Raw genomic sequence first — 19620 nt, 5'->3', positions numbered from 1 at the left:
CGGTTCCAGTCGCTCCCACTGGCCGTTCGTCAGATCACCACGTCCCACGGACCGTGATCATCTACGACCTTGATCCGCTTTCGCAACAGGCCCTAACAGGGAGTCGAACCACTGGACGGGCAACGCTCGGCTCCACCCGGCGGTTTCGTTTGGATCATTTGCACGCGGCCGGGCACGAAGAGGACCGGCCGTGCGTGGCCGGTCCTCTTCGGAAGGTGTTCGCGCTTTCGGGGGTCGCAGGGCGGCTCGGTCAGCCCAGTGCGTGGACCCGCTTGTACTCGAGTGCGTAGGCGAGCTTGCCGGGCTTGGGGTCGGAGTGCGGTCGACCAACGGATGACCTCGTGCGGGCGGCCTCCGGGAGAACCCGGGTCAACGATCTTGGGGCTGCGCCCGTTGCGCGGTCCGGGCAGCCCGGGCGCGCCGGTGGTCGAGCCGGGTCCGGTGCGCCCGGGCTGTCGCGGTCCGCGTGGGGTCAGCCGAGGGGCAGGTCCAGGTAGGACTCGGCGCCGGCGGCGGAGCCGATCTGCAGGGTACTGTAGGCGGGGTTGGCGTCGGAGTACAGCTGGTCCTTGCTGTTGACCACGAGCATGACCTTGTGGCCTGCGGGGATGTCGTAGGCAGCCGCCTGGAGGGCCCAGGTCGCGGTGACGGCCTTGCCCGGGCCGTCCGCGGTGAGGGTGTACGGCTCGTGGGTGATGATCCGCGCGGTGCCGTCGGGGGCGAGGTCGAACAGGTAGGCCACCAGGGTCGTGGTCTCCTCGGTGCCGGTGACCGTCAGCTGCACGCGGGGGATGCCCCGCACCCGGCGGGCGCCGGCCGGCGAGACCCAGGTGGCGAGGTAGCGGCGGTCGAACTTCCCGGTCGTGTAGGCCTTCGGGTTGCCCTTCCACTCCTCCTGACCGGTGGTCAGCAGGGCGTCCACGGCGGTGGCCTCGGTGAGGTTCCCGGTGGTGAAGGAGACCGTCCAGTCGGCCGCCGGGTTCGCGCCGAGGGTGCCGTCCTGGGCTCCGGACGGGGTGGCGCCCAGGAAGAGCTTCTCGGTGCCGGTGGTCACCTCGCCCCAGCTCTGCGCGTCCTCGCGCACGGCGGGGGTGAACATGACCTGGCTGCGGATCGTGGGCCAGGCGGGGACGTCGTTCCGGATGCCGAGGATGTGGTGGTCGAGCCAGGCGAAGGCCTCGTCCACGGGGAGGTTGGGGCCGGAGAACGGGATGGTCAGCCCGGCGCCCTCGGGTGCGGCGTGGTCGCCGATCCACAGGTTCAGGTGCTTGGGGACGGTGAGGTCGTTGAAGGTGTCGAGGACCTCGTTGACCGGGAAGAGCGTCTCGTGCCAGGTGTTGGAGAAGAAGGTCGGGACGTTGCGGGCGTTGGTCTCGGCCAGGTGGTTCTGCGGCGAGCGTTCCTCGGCCCAGGCGCGGACGAGGTCGAGGTTCACGCCCTTGCGGAAGTCCTCCAGGATCTGCCGGGTGGCCGGGTCGAACTTCCGCTCCTCCGGGCCGCCGGTGATGCTGGTCAGCGCGTTCACGGCGGCCAGGTGCCGGGTGTCGTTGCCCAGCAGCGCGGTGGCGAGGTTGCCCCAGGTGCTCAGCGCCACCACCGCGTCCACCCGGGCGGCGGGGTCGTGGGCCGCGACGAGCTGGCTGATCCCGGAGCCGTAGGACTCGCCCAGGAAAGCGACCTTGCTCGGGTTGAACACCTCCTGCGCGTAGTCGATCACCGTGGAGCCGTCCGCCCAGTCGTTCGGCCCGCCGACGTCGATCGTGCCCTTGGAGGTCCACGGGGCGTCGATGTAGGTGCCGCCGCCGACGTGGGTGGTCAGCCCGATGCCGCGCGGGGTGTAGGCGAGCACGTGGTAGCCGCGCTTGGCCAGCTGCAGGTAGGTGTACTCGAACAGCACCCAGCCGAACGGCGTCCACCCGGCCGGGACGATGACCACCGGGCGCGGCTCGTCGGTGTTGAGCCTGATGGAGTGCGCCGACAGCTTCACCCCGTCGTGCGCGGTGATCCACGGAAAGCCGATCGTGGCGATCTGCTGCACCTCGGCGACCAGCTGCTGCAGCTCCGTGGTGAGCACCTGCCGCTCGGTCGCGCCCTGCAGCGTGGCGATCAGCGCCTCGCCGACGTCCGCGGCCGCCGGGTCCACCGAGGGCCCCTGCGCCCAGATGCCGGAGCCCGCGATCTGCCTCAGCCTCTCCGCGGTGACCGGCGTGATGGTCGAGTCGCCCTGGGGGTCGCTCATGGTCTGCTTCCTCTCATGGATTTCGTGGCGAGCGGCGCTCGCGCGTCACATGATCAAGGAATCATGTACGTGTGCGCACCGATCCGCTGCGGTGTTCACCCGAAGTGATGAGACCCGGCCACCCACCCTGACGCCCCGCCACCCTCCGGCAGGGGCACGGCCTCCGGGCGCTACCGCTCGACGCCTGCTCCTGCGTCCGGGCCTGCGGCGTCGGCCGGGGCCTCGACGAGGTTCCGCTCGAGGCGTTCCAGGGTGCGCAGGGCGGCGGTGCACTCGTCGGCGGTCAGCCCCGCGGTCACGAGGTCCTCGAGCTGGCTCCAGCTCTGTTCGACCTCACGGCGCAGGGCGTGGCTGGCCGCGGTGGGTTCGATGAGCGATGCGCGCCTGTCGGTGGGCGACGGCCGGCGGCGGACGAATCCGGCCTGCTCCAGGCGCTGGACGGTGCGGGTCATGGTGGCGGCGTCGGAGTCGAGGAGCCGCACCAGGTCGGCCTGGCGCTGGGGGCCCAGCTCCCACAGGTGCATCATCACCAGCTCCTGGCCCGGGTGCAGACCGATGCGGCGCAGCAACTGGCCGGCGAACATGCGGTGCAGCCGGGCGAGGCGGAAGATCGCATGGCTGATCGGTCCTCCGGCGGCCGCGGCCGGTACCGGGACGCTCACCTCCTGGCCCGCCCCCTCGGGGTCCTTCCCGGCCTCCGGGGTGGACTTCGTCATCTCTTCCTCACTTTCCTGATCGGGCAGCCAACTCTATCGCGCGACTTCCGGCCTGCAGGGACGATCGGCCTTCGATTCCGAAGAATCACTGGCCATACCGCGTGACGCGCGTCACACAGTGGCCGGGGAAGGGCTCCGCGGTATTTACTTGTTCGAGCAGGTAACTGTTACGGTGGATGTGTCCGGGCCACCGCCCATCACTCGAAGGAAAAGACCATGACCACTGCTTTCGATCCGATCGTCCTGGGCGGCAAGCGCCTGGCCAGCCGCCTCGCGATGGCGCCGATGACCCGCAGCCGCGCCTACGGGCCCGGCGCGGAGCCGACCGAGCTGATGGCGACCTACTACGCGCAGCGCGCCGGCGCCGGCCTGATCGTCACCGAGGGCATCCAGCCCTCGCCGGTCGGCCAGGGCTACCCCGACACCCCGGGCCTGCACACCTCCGGCCAGGTGGCGGCGTGGCGGCGGGTGACCGATGCGGTGCACCGGGAGGGCGGCGTGATCTTCGCCCAGCTCATGCACACCGGCCGGATCGGCCACCCGAGCCTGCTGCCGGACGGCCTGGTGCCGGTCGCCCCGTCGGCGGTGGCGGCCGCGGGGCAGGTGTTCACGCACCAGGGGCCGCAGGACTTCGTGACCCCGAGGGAGCTGACCGAGGCGCAGATCCGCGCGACGATCGCCGACTTCGCCGCCGCGGCCCGCAACGCGATCGAGGCCGGGTTCGACGGGGTGGAGATCCACGGCGCCAACGGCTACCTGGTCCACCAGTTCCTCGCCCCCAACACCAACCGCCGCACCGACGCCTGGGGCGGCACGGTCGAGGGCCGGATCCGCTTCGCCGCCGAGGTGACCGCCGCCGTCGTCGAGGCGATCGGCGGCGACCGCACGGGTCTGCGGATCTCGCCCGGCAACCCGTACAACGACATCGCCGAGGACAACCCCGCCGAGGTGTACGAGGCGCTGCTGGAGCGGCTGGCCGGTCTCGGCCTGGCCTACCTGCATGTGATGGAGGGTCCGGACCGCGAGCTGACCGGACGGCTGCGCAAGGCGTGGCCCGGCGCCTTCGTCCTCAACCCGTTCACCCACCCCGCCGCCACCGGGCCCGAGGCGCTGGCCCTGGTCGAGGACGGCACCGCGGACATGGTCGCCTTCGGCGCGCTGTTCCTCGCCAACCCCGACCTGCCGGCCCGTCTCGCCGCCGGCGGCCCGTTCAACACCCCCGACCCGGCCACCTTCTACGGCGGCGACCACCGCGGCTACACCGACTACCCCGCCCTCACCGCCTGAGCGGCGCAGCCGGCCGGCCGCCTTCGCAGCCGCACCGTGGGTCACCGCGCGTGCGCCCCCCCTCCCCGCCCCCTCCTACCCGGGAGATCCCGATGTCCACTGCGATCACTTTCTCCGAGTACGGCACGCCCGAGGTGCTGCGGCCGTCCGAGGTCACCCCGCCGGAGCCGGGGCCGGGCCAGGTCCGGATCAAGGTCAGGGCCGCCTCGGTGAACCCGCTCGACATGAAGATCCGGTCCGGTCTGATGGCCGAGGTCGCCCCGGCCCGCTTCCCGGTGGTCCCCGGCCTGGACGCGGCCGGTGTCGTCGACGCGGCCGGCGAGGGAGCCGGTGCGGCCGTGGGCGACGAGGTCCTCGGCTCCACCGCGGGCGGCAGCTACGCCGAGTACGCCCTGCTGGAGCGTCCGGTGGCCAAGCCCGAGGCGCTGTCGTGGGAGGCCGCGGCCTCACTGGTCACGGTCGGCCGGACGGCGTTCCGGGTCCTCGGCCAGCTGGGCGTGCAGCCGGGGCAGACCCTGCTCGTCCACGGCGCCGCCGGCAGCGTCGGCGTCATCGCCGTGCAGCTGGCCGCCGCCCGCGGCATCACCGTCGTCGGCACGGTCGCCGAGCACGACATCGAGCGCGTCACCGCCCTCGGCGCCACCGCGGTCCGCTACGGCGACGGCTGGGTGGAGCGGGTGACCGCCGCCGCCCCCGGCGGCGTGGATCGCGTGTTCGACGCCTCCGGCGCCGGTGTGCTCGCCGACTCCGTCGCCCTGACCGGCGACCCGGGCAAGGTCATCACCATCGCCGACATGTCCGCCCGGCAGCACGGCGTGCGTTTCAGCGCCGGCACCACGGAGCAGGGCGAGGACGTGCTGCCGGAGCTGGTGCGCCTGGCCGCGGGCGGGCGGCTCACCGTTCCCGTCTGGCGCACCTACCCACTCGCCGAGGCCGCCCGGGCGCACGCCGACCTGGAGGCCCACCGCAACCGCGGCAAGGCCGTCCTGCTGCCCTGACCCCGGGGCACCGCCGCCTCGCGGCCGCCGGAAGCGGCGAGGCGGCGCCGGGGCCGCGGTCGGGCACTCCGGCCGGGGTGCCCGCCGGCCCCGTCGGCAGTCGGGGACGAGTTCCGCGCATCACGCCCGTACGGGGGCGGCCGGACCCTACGATGGCCACTGCGTGACCGTCGCGCGCCGCACAGGGGGGTCCCATGCCGCAGCTCGTCCAACTCGCCATGCCCGACGGCCAGGTGATCTGGGCGTCGGTGGAGGGGCCGGGCGGCCCGCGCGACACGGGGCTCGGCGACCGGCTCGCCGAGAAGGTCGAGGGCTTCCAGGAGGCCCTGCGGGCCGTGGCGGGGAACGTCCGCGACGCGATGGAGGCACGAACGGCACCCGGATGCGCACCGTCCTCGTCCCTGGGCAGCTCGACGGCTGGGAGCGGCTGCCTCCGGGGCAGGACCGGCCGTTCGGCCCGGGGGACGAGGTGGAGCTCGCACGCGGCGTGACGCTCGTCCGCTCCGGCCGGCTCCTCCCCGCCGAGCTGGCGGCGGCGCGACAGACGGACGAGGTGGTGCTGCCGGGGTCCTCCGAAGAGCACCCGCCGCTCTCCGCCGAATGATCGGGCGGCGCCTGCCGCCGGCGGCTACGGCGCGGGGCTCGGCCGGTCGGCGGGCGGGGCGGGTGGAACGGGAGGCGCCGGCGGCGTATAGGGCGGGTACAGCGGCGGGACGAACGGCCCGCCGCTGCCGGGGCCCGGCCGGGGCTCTCGCGTGGCGACCGCGACGGCCGCCACGGCGACGGCCACGCCGAGCGCCAGGAACGGCTGCAGCATGGTGAACATCGCGTCGAGCGGCAGGTCGAGAATGCCGTCCAACCGCCGGCTGGTCAGCTGCATGAAGAGCTGCTGGCCGGAGGCGGAGAGGGTCGTCACCAGGAGGAGCACCGCCGCGGCGGGTCGCACCCAGGACACTCCCCTGAACGCCAGGACGGCGAGCACCGACGTCGAGACCAGGGTGGCCGCGAGCGGCGTGAAGTAGCCGGCGACGGCCAGCGCGGGCAGGTCGGCGTGCTTGTCGGCCATCCCGATCAGGTAGCTGTAGCTGCCCTGGATGACGCTGATGACCACCGCGACCACGAAGAGCGCGAGGTACACCAGCAACAGCACCCCGATCGCGACCAGTCCGCCCCCCGGCCCCTTCCGCGCACCGTTCCCCGGCAGCGCGTCCCCGCCGTACGCCATGAGCCCCACCCCTCGTCGACGTTCCTGGCGAGAGAGTAGCGCCCGGGGGCGACGGTCCGGGGCGGATTTCGCCCTCGGGGCGCACGGGCGTTCGAGGCGCGGCACGCGCACGGTGCTCCCCGCCTCCGTCCGTGGAGGCGGGGAGCACCGTGCGGAAGCGGGGTCCGTCAGTCGGCGGCGGGGGTGCCGACCACGGCGGTCACGGCCAGTTGTTGCGCGCCCAGTGCAACAGGTTCGTCAGTGCGTTGCCGCCCGCGGCAACGTTCTGACGCGGTTCGCCGAAGTTGTCCTCACCTCCGGAGTGGGTGCCGACGACATAGGGTGCTCCGTCGAACCACGCGAACACCGGCGCACCGCTCTGGCCGCCCTCGGTGTCGGCCTGGTACTCGAGCTCCACGCCGGCACCGTCGTTGTCGTCGTCGATGATCGGGTAGTTCAGGTGCAGCCAGGGCCGGTTGCCGGAGTCCTTGTCCCACGGGTAGCCCGGCAGCGTCCAGACGTTCAGGTCCTCCCAGTCGCTGGTGTACGTCTTGAAGCCGAAGTAGCCGAGGTTGTTGCCGAGCGGGACGTCCAGGCGCATGACCGCCATGTCGTCGCCCTGGGAGTGGTTGCTGTATCCCTGAGCGTTGGTCACCCATGAGGCCGCCCAGGCGCCGTGGATCGATGCGCCGTCGTAGTAGGCCGGCACGAACAGCGCCTTCCAGTTCGACGAACCCCACGGCACCACGTGGCTGGCGGTCATGATCGTGCGGGAACCGAGGAGCGAGGCCGTACCCCACCAGCTCCAGTTCGGGCTGTTCGCGTCCGCCCAGACGAAGATCCGGCCGACGATGGAGAACGGGAAGGTGTTGGGGTAGTACGGCGACCGGTTGTCGACGTCGATCACCCATTCCGGACGCACCTGCGTCCCGTTGCGGCGCACCAACCGGGGTCGATCGAGGCCGGGTGCCAGCGACGGGGTTGCGGACAGGGCGGTCCAGTCCGGGATGTACGCCGCGCTGTCGTTCCCCACACCGTCGTCGGCCGCCCGCATGGCGGCGAGCTCGGACCCGATGGCCTCCGGGGTCACCGGTTCCACGGCCCCGACGACGACACCGAGGACGGTGTCGGGATCGTTGACGAAGTGGCGCCCGTCCTGGTCCGTGCCGAGTGCGTTGGCAGGGTCGTCGAGCTGGGCCGCGGACGGCAGCCGGCCGAAGACGAGATAGTTGCGCGGATGGTTCAGCTCTGCGGGCGGGTCGCCCTGCTGCGGGCGCGACAGCGTCATGATGTGGTGCAGCGAGTCGGGTCGGTCGTGCGGCATGTCTCTCCTTGGCACCGGACCCGGGGACATCGCCTGACACCGGGCGAAGTGAATTGCATCCTGACCGGATCGGGTGAGTGTCGGGTCCTGTGACGCGGTGAACGTCCTCGACGTCGTATGAAGCGTCAACAACCCTGCGGTGGATAACCTTTGTGCCACCCCTGAGAGTGCCGCCCGGACCGGTGGCCCGCATGTCATCGCCACCCAGTGGAGTGAGCGGTCGGGCGGACGGACTTCAGCGGGCGGCACAGGTACCACTCATCCGATCGACCCAATCACCCACGGCGGGCGGCCGGCACGGATGATCGTGTTGCAGGCGTCGCACATGCGTGGATCACTTGCGTCGTGGCCTTGTTCACGAGCCGTGCAGTCGCGTGATCACGGCTTCGGCGGCGCCACCCACTGGCTGAAAGAGCCGATCGGCATCCCATCGGCCGCCACGCTGCCCGAACCCCCCGAGCATCCGGCCCGGGTGCCTCCCGAACCGCTGTCGAGACGCCGCGCTGCGACGTGAACAGCGCCATGTGCAGAGAGCAACCCGAACGTCCCCCATTGGAGCATTTGGCATGATTGATCGTTCTACGGTGCGAGACTCAGCGGTAGCCGTCTGGTCGGAGTTCTGCGCCATCGCCCCCAGCCCGGAGCTGCGCGACAGGATGCTGCAGGAACTGGAAAGGGTCCGGGCCTCGTCGGACGTGGCGCAGGCGTTCCGACCCGGTGGCGCCCCCCGCCTGCCAGGCTTCGACGACGGCACCATCATCCCGCCCGAGGAGTACCTGCCGGGCACCCCGCACGAGACCATCCGCACCGCGGCCGCCGCCCGCACCCCGCTGACCGGCACGGTCCGGGTCGCCGTCGTCCTGGCGGACTTCCCCGACAAGCCGATGACCGCGGACAAGGAGCACTTCGAGAAGCTGTTCTTCTCCGTCGGCGAGCTTCCGAACGGCAGCGTCCGGGACTACTACCGCGAAGTGACGCACGGTCTGGTGGACATCGTCGGCGAGGTCATCGGCCCGGTCCGGCTGCCGCAGAAGCTCTCCTGGTACGCCAACAACAACTTCGGCATCGGCCGCCCGACGGGTGAGCCGCGCGCGCAGATCATGGCCCGGGACGCCGCCGTCAAGTCCGACCCGCTCATCAACTACGCGCCGTACGACAACGACGGCAACGGCTTCGTCGACGCCTACGTCGTCGTGCACGCCGGCGAGGCGGGCGAAGTCACCGGCAAGCCGGGAGACATCTGGTCGCACAAGTGGGTCCTGCCGAACGCGTACAACGCCGACGGCGCCCGGATCTACGGTTACCTCACGATTCCCGAGGACGCCAAGATCGGTGTCTGTGCCCACGAGCTGGGGCACCTGCTGTTCGGCTTCCCCGACCTGTACGACGTCGACGGATCGTCGGAAGGGGTCGGCAACTGGTGTCTGATGGGTGCCGGTTCGTGGGGCGGCGGCGGTGACGTCCCGACGCATCCGTCGGCCTGGTGCAAGATCCAGCAGGGCTGGGCCAAGCCCGTCAACGTCACGAGCGACGGGACGCTGTCCATCCCCGACGTCAAGAACAGCTTCGAGGTGCACCGGCTGTGGACGGACGGCCTGCCGGGGAACGAGTACTTCCTGGTGGAGAACCGCCAGCAGACCGGGTACGACCGCTCCCTGCCCGGCCACGGTCTGCAGATCTGGCACATCGACGAGAGCCAGCCGGACAACACGAACGAGAGCCACTACATGGTGGGCCTGGTCCAGGCGGACAACGAGCACGACCTGGAATGGGCGACCAACCGTGGTGACGAGGGCGACGTCTACCCCGGGAGCAGCGGCAACAGCTCGTTCAGCCCCTCGAGCAGGCCCAGCTCCCAGTCGTACGCCGGGGCCCCGACCGGTGTCTCCATCACGGACATCTCGGCGTCCGGCGCCACGATGACCGCCACGGTGTCGGTCTCGGTGGCGGGTGGCGTGCGCGCGCCCGTCGCCGCCGTGGCCAGGCGCGAGATGGAAGAGGCGCCCGGGCTGGTCAAGACGATCCACGACCTTCAGGAGCGGCTCGCCACCCTGGAGCAGGCCATGGCGCTCTGGGCCGGAGCCGATGCGGCCCTCGCGCAGAACCTGCGGTCCGAGCTCAGGGGCGCGGCGGGCGGCTCGCAGCCCCTGGTCATGGCGGGCAACGGGCACGGCACGCCCCGGTACGAGGGCCCGTCCCGGCGGTGAGCGCCGGCCATGGTGCAGGCAGCCGAGAACCGCACTGATCTGACCGCGCGGCTGGTCGGCGCAGGGCCCCATCCGCGGCTCGCGGGCTGGGACCGGGCAGAGGTGGACGTGCTCGACGCCGAGCCGGTGGCCGGCTACGCCGACCTGCTGTCGGGGAACGCCGGGCAGCGCATGCTGCTCGCCGTGCCCAGCGGGCTCCTGGCGGACGCGGCGCCCGGGTCCACCATCCGTGCGAGGGCCAGACTGGCCGCCTCGGGCGAGGCGATGGCCGAGAAGAGGCCCGCTCCGGGCACCTTCGCCGTCGAACCGCCGGGGTGAGCGGGATGCACGAAGGAGGGGGCCGGCCGTTGGCCGGCCCCCTCACTCCTGCGGCGTCGCCGGGCCGGGTCAGGTCGCCGCGGGCTGCTCGACCACGATCTCGCGCTTGAGGATCTTGCCGGTGGCGCCCTTGGGGAGCTGGTCGGTGAAGGTGACGATCCGGGGGTACTTGTAGGCCGCCACCCGCTGCCTGACGTGCTCGCGGATCAGGTCGGCCGTGGCCCGTGCGCCCTCCCGGAGGACGATCACGGCGGCGACCTCCTCCCCGTGGTGCTCGTGCGGGACGCCGACGACCGCGGCCTCGGCCACCGCCGGGTGCTCGTACAGCACCTCCTCGATCTCCCTCGGGTAGACGTTGTACCCGCCGCGGATGATCAGGTCCTTCTTGCGGTCGACGATGAAGTAGTAGCCGTCCTCGTCGACCCGGGCCAGGTCGCCGCTGTGGAACCAGCCGTCCTGGAAGGCCTCCGCGGTCGCCTCCGGACGGTTCCAGTACCCCTTCATCACGTTCTCGCCGCGGATCGCGATCTCGCCGACCTCACCGGGTCCGACCGGGGTGCGGTCGGCCGCCACCAGCCTGAGTTCCACACCGCGGACCGGGAGGCCGATCGAGCCGGGCCGGCGCGGCCGGTCGGGGTGGTTGAACGAGGCCACCGGGGCCGTCTCGGAGAGTCCGTACCCCTCGAGCACGACGGTGCCGAACGAGCGCTCGAAGGTGTGGAGCACTTCGACGGGCAGCGCGGCGCCGCCCGACACGGCCAGCCGCACCTGCGGGAGGTCCCGGCCCTCCGGGGCGCCGGTGTTGAGCAGCGCGGTGTACATGGTGGGCACGCCCAGGAACACGGTGACCCCGTCCCGCCGGAGGATCTCCAGGGCCTGCTGCGGATCGAAGCGCGGCAGGAGGGTCAGGGCGGCGCCGGCCGCGACGGCGGCGTTCATCGCACAGGTCTGCCCGAAGGCGTGGAACAGTGGCAGGCCGCCGAACAGGACGTCGTCCGGGCCGAGCCTGAAAAGCGTCTCGACGCAGGTCACGGCGTTGCTCAGCAGGTTGTGGTGGGTGAGCTCGGCGCCCTTCGGCGTCCCGGTGGTGCCCGAGGTGTAGAGGATCACCGCGGTGTCGTCGGCGGCCCGCTCGGCGACCCCGTGCAGTGGCGGGATGCTGCCGAGCAGTGCGTCGAAGGCCGAGGCCTCGACGACCAGGCTGCCGACCCCGGCCTCCGCGGCGGCCTCGGCGACCTCGTACGCGAACGGCGGGGCCGTCAGGACGGTGCGGGCCCCGGAGTCCCGCAGGACGAAGGCCATCTCACGGGCCTTCAGCAGCGGGTTCATGGGCACCGCGACGGCGCCGACGCGCAGCACGGCGTAGTACGCGACGGGGAAGAGCGCGACGTTGGGCAGCACCAGGGCCACCCGGTCGCCCGGCCGGACGCCGTCGGCGTGCAGCAGCCCGGCCAGCCGGGCGCTGGCGTCCTCCAGCCGGGCGTAGGTCAGGACGGTCCCGTCCTGCCGGACGGCGGTCCGTTCCCCGTGCGCCCGGGCCGAGGACACCAGGAGCGAGGCGAGGTTGGTCATGGCGTGGTCTCCTTCGGGCCGAGCCGGTGGCGGCTGCGGTACGGGAGGCGGACCGTGCGGTCCGCCGGGTGCGGCGGGGTGATCACGTCGCGGGGCGGGACGCCGCCGCGACCGGTGTCGGTGTCGGCCCGGTACGGGTCCGTCCACAGGGCGGGCGGCAGCGGTCGGCCCTGCCGCAGGGCCAGCCAGAGCCGCAGCAGGTGGCGGCGGTGTCCCGGGCCGTCCCGGTAGGCGGAGCGGGAGTGCAGGACGGCGAGGTTGTTGACCAGCAGCAGGTCGCCGGGCTCCAGGTCGAGGTCGAGCCGGGAGGCCGGGGAGGAGGCCGACTCGTCGATCAGGTCGAACAGTTCGGTGTCCTCCGGCCCCTGCCGCGGGGCGTCCGGGAAGCGCTGCGCGGACTCCAGGTGGCACCGGTTGTAGCGCAGGCTGAGCCTGCCCGCGTGCCAGCAGGCGAGGGGCACGGTGTCGTACGGGCGCTCGTCCGGCCCGTGCTCCTCCCTGCGGTCCACCGCGTACCGGCGGTAGAGGCGGGCCGCCAGGTCGGGACGGCGCGCCAGGACGGCGTTGTGGACGGCGGCGGAGCTCGCCAGGCCGATCCGTCCGCCCTCCGCGGCCGGCCGCAGGCACAGCAGTGCGAGGAGGTCCGAGCCGTCCGTGTGGAACCCCAGCCCGGCACTGGTCTGGTAGCCGCGCGTCGACGGATCGGCCATGGTCCGGCCGCTGTCGCGGACGTGGCCGAGCAGGTGCCCGGCGGCGTTCTGGGAGACCGGTGTGCCGAGGTGCCGGCCGATCCCCCAGAGGGCCCGGCCCGCCGCGGCCGCGCCGTACCGGTCGACCGGCAGGCCCTTCACCAGGACGAAGCCCCGGCCGTTCTCCAACTCCTCGGCGATGCGCTCCAGTCCGGCGGCTAGGGTCGGCAGCGGGAAGTCCGCGGCCGTCGACCTCAGCAGGGTTACACCGCGGCTGCGCGCGGTGTGCAGCGCAGCGTCCAGCTCGGCGAGGTGCGCCGGCGACAGCCGGACGGTCCACTCGTCGCGGCCCGTCAGGTCGGGGCCGTGCCAGGCGGCCGGCCCGGTCAGGGGCTCCTGCAGCATTCCGTGGACTCCTTCCGTGTCGTCCGCCGCGCCGCTCCCCGCACGCGGTCGTGCCGGGCGGAGAGGGATGCGAGCGGTCCGTGGCGGCCGGCCGCCGCTCGGGGCCGGCCCGCCGACCCGCTCGGCGGTGGTGCAACGGTAGGGGCCCGCCCGGCACACCGCTTGACTTCACGTGACACTTGGCTTACCACTTGGGGACATTCTCCGAGTGGAGCTGATCCCATGAGGCCACTGGTCCGCACCGCGGCGCTGAGCGGCTACGTCGAGCTGAGCCGGTCGCTCGGCCTCGACCCGCAGCCGCTGATGAAGCACGTCGGCCTGGATGCCGCCGGCCTCGCCGTCCAGGACCGGTGGATCTCCGGCGCGGCCGTGGTCCACCTGCTCGAGCTCTCGGCCGCCACCGCCCGGCACGAGGACTTCGGCCTGCGGATGTCCGAGTTCCGCCGGTTCTCCAGCCTCGGTCCGATCAGCCTCGTCCTCCGGGAGGAGCCCGACGTCCGCAGCGCGCTCGGGATCATGCTCCGGCACGAGCACATGTACAACGAGGTGCTGCACACCCGGCTCTCCGAGCGCGACGGCCTGGCGACCATCAAGGTCGGGCTGGACCTCGGCGAACCCATGGAGCACCGCCAGGCGACCGAACTGGCCGTGGGGGCCTTCCACCGCGTCCTGCTGGGCTTCCTCGGCTCCCACTGGCGCCCGCTGTCCGTCTGCTTCACCCATCCCGCCCCGGCGGACACCGGCACCCACCGGCGGATCTTCGGTTCCACGGTGAAATTCGGCCGGGAGTTCGACGGCATCGTCTTCTACGCCGCCGACCTCGACTCGCCCAACGCGATGTCCGACCCGCAGCTGCGGACGTACGCCCGGCAGTACTTCGAGGCCATCGCCGTCCCCAGGGACACCACCGTGCCGGACCGGGTGCGCGAGCTGATCGAGGTGCTGCTGCCGACCGGGCGCTGCTCGATCGAGCAGGTCGCCCGCAGCCTGGGCGTCGACCGGCGCACGGTGCACCGCCATCTCGCACAGTCGGGCGAGACGTTCTCCTCGCTCCTCAACGCGACGCGGGTGCAGCTCGCCGAGCAGTTCGTGTCCAACCGGCGGCGGTCGCTCACCGAGATCGCCGACCTGCTGGGATTCTCGGCACCCAGCGCGTTCTCCCGCTGGTTCCGCGAGCAGTTCGGCTGCACCGCCCGGGAGTGGCGGGAGCGCCGGGGGCAGACCGCGGAACACTGAGCCGCGCCGGCTTCCGGGCCGCGTGTCCCCAAATGGAAAGTCCGCTGTCACCGACGGTCAAGCGCCGCCGCTCGACGAGCCCTACCTTTGCTGCACCGCGAGAGACGGCCGGCCCCGCGACGACGGGCCGGGCGGGGCCCACCCTCAGCCTCCGCCCCGCCGACCGGGAGCACCACGCGTCCGCGCCCCGTCCATCGGGCCGGACCCGCACCGCAGCGCCGGCGCTGCAGCGGCTCGCACCACGGCGCCCCGTACCGCGGCGCCCCGCGCCCCACCGGCGCCCACCCATCCGACGAAGGAGACGGACCGTGCACTTCCTCGACGACTCCCTGCTGCCCGAGAACCAGGAGAAGCTGGTCATCCAGGCCGCGCCCTACGGGCCCGAGTGGCTGCCCGGCGACGCCCCCGACCTCCCCCTCACCATGGACGAGCACGTACAGGCCGCCGTCGACTGCTACAACGCCGGTGCCGCCGTCCTGCACATCCACGTGCGGGAGCTGGACGGCAAGGGCTCCAAGCGGCTGTCGATGTTCAACGAGTTGGTCGGCCGGCTGCGCCAGGCGGTGCCGGACATGGTGCTGCAGATCGGCGGCTCGATCTCCTTCGCCCCCGAGGGCGAGGGCTCGGACGCCCAGTGGCTGTCCTACGACACCCGCCACATGCTGGCGGAGCTGGACCCCAAGCCGGACCAGGTCACCATCGCGATCAACACCAGCCAGATGAACATCGTCGAGATCATGACGGCGGACGACCTGGAAGGCACCTCGATCGCGAAGCCCGAGTACTACCGCGCGTACCGCGACATGTACCTGGAGGCCGGCCCGGAGTTCTACCTGGAGCACCTGGAGCGGCTGCGGGACAAGGGCATCCAGCCGCACTTCCAGCTCGCCACCATCGCCCAGCTGGAGACCGTCGAGCGGCTCATCCGCTCCGGCGTGTACACCGGCCCGCTGGTGCTCAACTACGTCGCCATCGGCGGCGGTTTCGCCGGCCGCCACCCCGCCGACCTGATCGAGTTCGTCCGCCGCACGCCGGACGGCGCGGTGCTCACCATCGAGAGCTCGATGCGCGCCGTCGCCCCGATGAACGCCATCGGCATCGCCCTCGGCTGCCACGTGCGCGTCGGCAACGAGGACAACCTGTGGGGCCGCAAGGGCGAGCGGATGACCTCGGTGCAGCAGGTCGAGCAGATGGTCAAGATCTCCGAGACGCTCGGCCGCGACATCGCGACCGGCGCCGAGGCGAAGGAGATCTACCACATCGGCGAGTACTACACGGACGCCGAGGAGACCCTGGCCCGGCTCGGCATGGTGCCGAACCGCCGTCCCGGCCGGCGCGGCTTCATGCTCCGCGACGTCAAGTACTGACCCCGCCCGCCCCGAGACACAGCAACGGAGCACCCCCATGGCCCACGCCATCCGCTTCCACGAGACCGGCGGCCCCGACGTCCTGCGCTGGGAGGAGGTCGAGGTCGGGGCCCCGGGCCCGGGCGAGGTCCGGATCCGCCACGCGGCCGTCGGACTCAACTTCGCCGACACCTACTTCCGGACCGGGCTCTACCCCGCCCCGCTGCCCGCCGGACTCGGCGTGGAAGCAGCCGGCACGGTGGAGGCCGTCGGCCCCGGCGTGACCGGCTTCGCCGAGGGCGACCGCGTCACCTACACCGGCAGCCCGCTCGGCGCCTACAGCACCGAACGGGTCATGCCCACCGACTCGTTGATCAAGCTGCCCGACGCGATCGACTTCGAGACGGCCGCCGCCATGACCATGCGCGGCCTCACCTCCGCCTACCTGCTGCGCCGGATCCACCCGCTGAAGGCCGGCGACACGGTGCTGCTGCACGCGGCGGCGGGCGGCGTAGGCCTGATCGTCTGCCAGTGGGCGAAGCTCCTCGGCCTCACCGTGATCGGCACGGTCTCCAGCGCCGCGAAGGCCGAACTCGCCCGCGCCCACGGCTGCGACCACATCGTGTACTACCGCGAGGAGAACGTCGCCGAGCGGGTGCGGGAACTGACCGGCGGCGCCGGCGTGCCGGTCGTCTTCGACAGCGTCGGCAAGACCACCTTCGCCGGTTCGCTCGGCTCGCTGGCGCGGCGCGGCCTGCTGGTGTGCTTCGGCACCGCCTCCGGTCCCGTCCCGCCGATCGACGCCATGCAACTCGCGCTCCACGGCTCGGCGTTCGTGACCAGGCCGGCGCTCGCCGACTACATCGCCGACCCGGCGGAACGCGCCGAGCTCGCGGGCGAGCTCTTCGGCCACGTCGCCGCCGGCCGCATCAGGATCGAGATCAACCAGCGCTACTCGCTCAAGGACGCCGCACAGGCGCACCGCGACCTGGAAGGCGGCAGGACCACCGGATCCTCCGTCTTCGTCCTCTGACCCGCGCCCGGCGCGGACCCCCACAGCCTCCCCCGGAGGAACCACATGAACCAGACCGCCCTCCCCGGTGCGGCCGCGCCGGCCCTGGTGCGTCCGTCCGTCCGCCGCTCGATCAAGGTCGAGCCGCTGACCTGCACCATCGGCGCCGAGCTGTCCGGGGTGAACCTCGGCGACGCCTCGCGCGACGCCGACCTGTTCGCCGAGATCAGGGAACTCCTGCTCCAGTACAAGGTCCTGTTCCTGCGGGACCAGGACATCACCCGGGCCGAGCACGTCGCCTTCGCACGGCGGTTCGGCCCGCTGGAGGACCACCCGGTGGCCGGCAGCGACCCCGACCACCCCGGGCTGGTGCGCATCTACAAGGAGCTCGACAGCCCGCCCGAGCACTACGAGAACGCCCTGCACACCGACGGCACGTGGCGGGAGACCCCGGCCATGGGCGCGGTCCTGCGCTGCATCGAATCACCACCGGTCGGCGGCGACACGCTCTGGGTCAACATGGTCGAGGCCCACCGCCGGCTGCCGGACCACATCAAGGCGCAGATCGAGGGCCTGCGGGCACGGCACAGCATCGAGGCGACCTTCGGCGCGGTGATGCCGACCGAGGCGCGCCACCGGCTGAAGGCCCAGTACCCGGACGCCGAGCACCCGGTGGTGCGCACCCACCCCGAGACCGGCGAGAAGATCCTCTTCGTCAACGGCTTCACCACGCACTTCGTCAACTACCACACCCCGGAGAACGTCCGCTTCGGCCTGGACTACGCCCCCGGCGCCGCCAACCTGCTGACCTACCTGATCAGCCAGGCGGCGATCCCCGAGTACCAGGTGCGCTGGCGCTGGCAGCCCAACAGCGTCGCGATCTGGGACAACCGCTCCACCCAGCACTACGCCGTGCAGGACTACTGGCCCGCCGTCCGCCGGATGGAGCGCGCCGGAATCGTCGGAGACAGACCCTTCTGAGCCCGTCCCAGCAACAGGTGAGGTGGTAACAATGGCGTTTCACACCAATGCGGAGCCGGCGGCGGCTCCGGCCGCCCAGGTCCCGGCGCCGGCCGTGTCCCGGCGCTATGCCTGGATGGTCTTCGCGCTGAGTTTCGGACTGCTCCTCTCGGACTACATGTCGCGGCAGGTGCTGAATGCGGTCTTCCCGCTGCTGAAGGCCGAATGGCTCCTGACGGACGCGCAGTTGGGATCGCTCAGCGGCATCGTCGCACTGGCGGTCGGCGTGCTGGCCTTCCCGATGTCCCTGCTCGCGGACCGCTGGGGCCGGGTACGGAGCCTGGTGGTCGCCGCGACCATGTGGAGCGTGGCGACCCTCGGCTGCGCGGTGGCGGCCAACTACGGCCAGATGTTCGTCGGCCGCCTCTTCGTCGGCATCGGCGAGGCCGCCTACGGCAGTGTCGGCATCGCCGTGGTCCTCAGCGTCTTCCCGATCGGCATGCGGGCCACCCTCTCGGGTGCGTTCATCGCCGGCGGCGCGTTCGGCTCGGTCCTCGGGGTCGCGATCGGCGGCTTCGTCGGCCAACACCTGGGCTGGCGCTGGGCGTTCGGCACCATGGGGCTCTTCGGGCTGGTCCTGGCCGCGGTCTTCGCGCTCGTGGTCACCGAGAAGCGGCTCCACCCCGGGCCGCGCCCCGGCCGGGCGGAGCGGGCGGCGGCGGCACCGCTGCGCGCCCTCCTGCCGAAGCTGTTCAACTCGGTCTCGGTGGTCAGCGCTTACGTCGGCAGCGGGCTCCAGCTGTTCGTACCGGGAGCGCTGATCGCCTGGCTGCCCAGCTTCTTCAACCGCTACTACGAGATGCCCACGGCCGAGGCCGGCGGCACGGCAGGGATCTACGCCCTGCTCATCGGCATCGGCATGATCGGCGGCGGCATGGCGTCCGACCGGATCAGCCGGTCGGACGCGGCCCGCAAGTGGCTGGTCGCCGTCGCCTGCAGCCTGGGCTCGCTGGTCCTCCTGACGGCCGCGTTCCGGCTGCCGACGGGGGCGCCCCAGCTCGTCCTGCTCGGCGCCGGCGCCCTGCTCTCCGGCGCGACGGCCGGCCCGGCGGCCGCCATGGTCGCCAATCTGACCCCGAACGCGATCCCGGCGACCGCCTTCGGCACGCTCACCCTGGCCAACAGCCTGCTCGGCCTGGCCCCCGGGGCTGCGATCACCGGCGTGATCGCCGACCGCACGGGTCTGCTCGGCGCGCTGCAGTCGGTCCCGCTGGTCGCGCTCCTGGCCTCGGCCTGCTTCCTGATCGGCCGCAGCCGCTACCCCGCCGACCTGCGCCGCCTGAGCGGCCTCGCCCCGGCCACCCACGAAGCGGAGGCACCCGCATGAGATCCACCCTCCCTCCCCCGGTCGTGATCGTCCCCGGGCTGCGCCACCACGTCCCCGACCACTGGCAGACGATCCTCGCCGACGGCCTCGCCGCCGCCGGCCGGGACGTCCGCACCGTACCGCCGCTGACCGGCGACGACGATCAGATCGACTGCGAGGCCCGGGTCGCCGCCCTGGAGGAGACGGTGTCCCGGGCGCCGGGACCGCCGATCCTGGTCGCCCACAGCGCCGGAGTGATGACCACCGTCCACTGGGCGCTGCGGACCCGCCTCCCGGTCCACGGCGCGCTGCTGGCCACGCCGCCGGACTTCGACACCCCGCTGCCGGAGGGCTACCCCACCCCGGAGGCGCTCCGGCAGAAGGGCTGGGCCCCGACACCGCGGACCGCCCTGCCGTTCCCCAGCATCGTCGCGATGAGCGACAACGACCCGCTCGCCGACCCGAAGAGGGTCTCCGAGATGGCCGCCGCCTGGGGCAGCAGCCTGATCGGGCTCGGCCCGGTCGGACACCTCAACCCTGGTGCCGGCTACGGGCCTTGGCCGCAGGCGGAGGAGCTGGTCCGCGAACTCGAGTTCGGCTGACGACACGAACGCCCCAGGGCGTGTCCGCCGATTCCCGCCCGGCGCGGGCGACGGCGGGCACCCCCCCCCGGTTTACGCCCGCCCCCGAGGGAGGGGCCCAGGTAACCCCATAAACACCCGCGGTGGTGCCCGCGCCCCG

17 protein-coding genes are annotated in these 19620 nt (G+C 72.4%); 11 read left to right on the top strand and 6 right to left on the bottom strand.

Going from position 1 to position 19620, the window contains the following annotated elements; all coding sequences use genetic code 11:
• Positions 1-472 precede the first annotated feature (472 nt).
• Together AB0M03_RS36890 and AB0M03_RS36885 are read right to left on the bottom strand one after the other, a co-directional pair.
• The gene (locus AB0M03_RS36890) at positions 473-2239 is read right to left on the bottom strand and encodes a CocE/NonD family hydrolase (RefSeq protein WP_363500234.1); all 1767 of its coding nucleotides are present in this window, start codon (positions 2237-2239) and stop codon (positions 473-475) included.
• 170 nt (positions 2240-2409) lie between these two features.
• Positions 2410-2955 (bottom strand): MarR family winged helix-turn-helix transcriptional regulator, encoded by a 546-nt coding sequence (locus AB0M03_RS36885; RefSeq protein ID WP_363500231.1) that lies wholly within the window; start codon positions 2953-2955, stop codon positions 2410-2412.
• A 216-nt stretch (positions 2956-3171) separates the two neighbouring features.
• On the opposite strand from AB0M03_RS36885, the gene AB0M03_RS36880 reads away from it, so the two are divergent.
• From AB0M03_RS36880 to AB0M03_RS36870, 3 genes are all read left to right on the top strand, one after another.
• Entirely contained in the window at positions 3172-4242 is a 1071-nt protein-coding gene (locus tag AB0M03_RS36880) for an alkene reductase (RefSeq protein ID WP_363500228.1), read from the top strand.
• A 92-nt stretch (positions 4243-4334) separates the two neighbouring features.
• Positions 4335-5240, top strand: coding sequence for an NADP-dependent oxidoreductase (locus AB0M03_RS36875; protein ID WP_363500225.1), 906 nt, complete (start codon positions 4335-4337; stop codon positions 5238-5240).
• 194 nt (positions 5241-5434) lie between these two features.
• Positions 5435-5731, top strand: a complete 297-nt coding sequence (locus AB0M03_RS36870) for a hypothetical protein (RefSeq protein WP_363500222.1) — start codon at positions 5435-5437, stop codon at positions 5729-5731.
• Positions 5732-5868: 137 nt separating this feature from the next.
• On the opposite strand, the gene AB0M03_RS36865 is transcribed toward AB0M03_RS36870, so the two are convergent.
• Together AB0M03_RS36865 and AB0M03_RS36860 are read right to left on the bottom strand one after the other, a co-directional pair.
• Complete coding sequence (locus AB0M03_RS36865; RefSeq protein WP_363500219.1) at positions 5869-6465, bottom strand: hypothetical protein; 597 nt, start codon at positions 6463-6465, stop codon at positions 5869-5871.
• Between the two features lie 199 nt (positions 6466-6664).
• The gene (locus AB0M03_RS36860; protein ID WP_363500216.1) at positions 6665-7768 is read right to left on the bottom strand and encodes a trypsin-like serine protease; all 1104 of its coding nucleotides are present in this window, start codon (positions 7766-7768) and stop codon (positions 6665-6667) included.
• Positions 7769-8352: 584 nt separating this feature from the next.
• Between AB0M03_RS36860 and AB0M03_RS36855 the strand changes: the two genes are divergently transcribed.
• Positions 8353-9975: a M6 family metalloprotease domain-containing protein gene (locus AB0M03_RS36855; protein ID WP_363500213.1), complete on the top strand. Its 1623-nt coding sequence runs from the start codon at positions 8353-8355 to the stop codon at positions 9973-9975.
• A 9-nt stretch (positions 9976-9984) separates the two neighbouring features.
• Entirely contained in the window at positions 9985-10293 is a 309-nt protein-coding gene (locus AB0M03_RS36850; RefSeq protein ID WP_363500210.1) for a hypothetical protein, read from the top strand.
• 69 nt (positions 10294-10362) lie between these two features.
• Here AB0M03_RS36850 and AB0M03_RS36845 read toward each other — a convergent pair whose 3' ends face one another.
• Positions 10363-11865 (bottom strand): long-chain fatty acid--CoA ligase, encoded by a 1503-nt coding sequence (locus AB0M03_RS36845; RefSeq protein WP_363500207.1) that lies wholly within the window; start codon positions 11863-11865, stop codon positions 10363-10365.
• On the bottom strand, positions 11862-12959 hold the full coding sequence (locus tag AB0M03_RS36840) for a TauD/TfdA family dioxygenase (RefSeq protein WP_363500204.1): 1098 nt from the start codon (positions 12957-12959) through the stop codon (positions 11862-11864). Before AB0M03_RS36840 ends, AB0M03_RS36845 begins: the two co-directional genes overlap by 4 nt.
• 222 nt (positions 12960-13181) lie before the next feature.
• Between AB0M03_RS36840 and AB0M03_RS36835 the strand changes: the two genes are divergently transcribed.
• The 6 genes from AB0M03_RS36835 (at position 13182) to AB0M03_RS36810 (ending at position 19481) form a co-directional block, all read left to right on the top strand.
• Positions 13182-14195, top strand: a complete 1014-nt coding sequence (locus tag AB0M03_RS36835) for an AraC family transcriptional regulator ligand-binding domain-containing protein (protein WP_363500201.1) — start codon at positions 13182-13184, stop codon at positions 14193-14195.
• 308 nt (positions 14196-14503) lie between these two features.
• Positions 14504-15562: a 3-keto-5-aminohexanoate cleavage protein gene (locus tag AB0M03_RS36830; protein ID WP_363500198.1), complete on the top strand. Its 1059-nt coding sequence runs from the start codon at positions 14504-14506 to the stop codon at positions 15560-15562.
• 37 nt (positions 15563-15599) lie between these two features.
• A complete protein-coding gene (locus AB0M03_RS36825; RefSeq protein ID WP_363500195.1) occupies positions 15600-16574 on the top strand; it encodes a quinone oxidoreductase in 975 nt (324 codons plus the stop codon).
• Between the two features lie 45 nt (positions 16575-16619).
• Positions 16620-17534, top strand: a complete 915-nt coding sequence (locus AB0M03_RS36820; RefSeq protein ID WP_363500192.1) for a TauD/TfdA family dioxygenase — start codon at positions 16620-16622, stop codon at positions 17532-17534.
• Between the two features lie 31 nt (positions 17535-17565).
• On the top strand, positions 17566-18900 hold the full coding sequence (locus AB0M03_RS36815) for an MFS transporter (RefSeq protein ID WP_363500189.1): 1335 nt from the start codon (positions 17566-17568) through the stop codon (positions 18898-18900).
• Positions 18897-19481 (top strand): alpha/beta fold hydrolase, encoded by a 585-nt coding sequence (locus AB0M03_RS36810; protein ID WP_363500186.1) that lies wholly within the window; start codon positions 18897-18899, stop codon positions 19479-19481. The genes AB0M03_RS36815 and AB0M03_RS36810 overlap by 4 nt, the downstream gene beginning before the upstream one ends.
• The last annotated feature ends 139 nt before the right edge of the window (positions 19482-19620 follow it).

The sequence above is a fragment of the Kitasatospora sp. NPDC051914 genome, assembly GCF_040680995.1.
GTDB lineage: Bacteria > Actinomycetota > Actinomycetes > Streptomycetales > Streptomycetaceae > Kitasatospora.
Note: the sequence above shows the minus strand (reverse complement) of the source record. Positions and strands in the feature narration are given on the sequence as shown.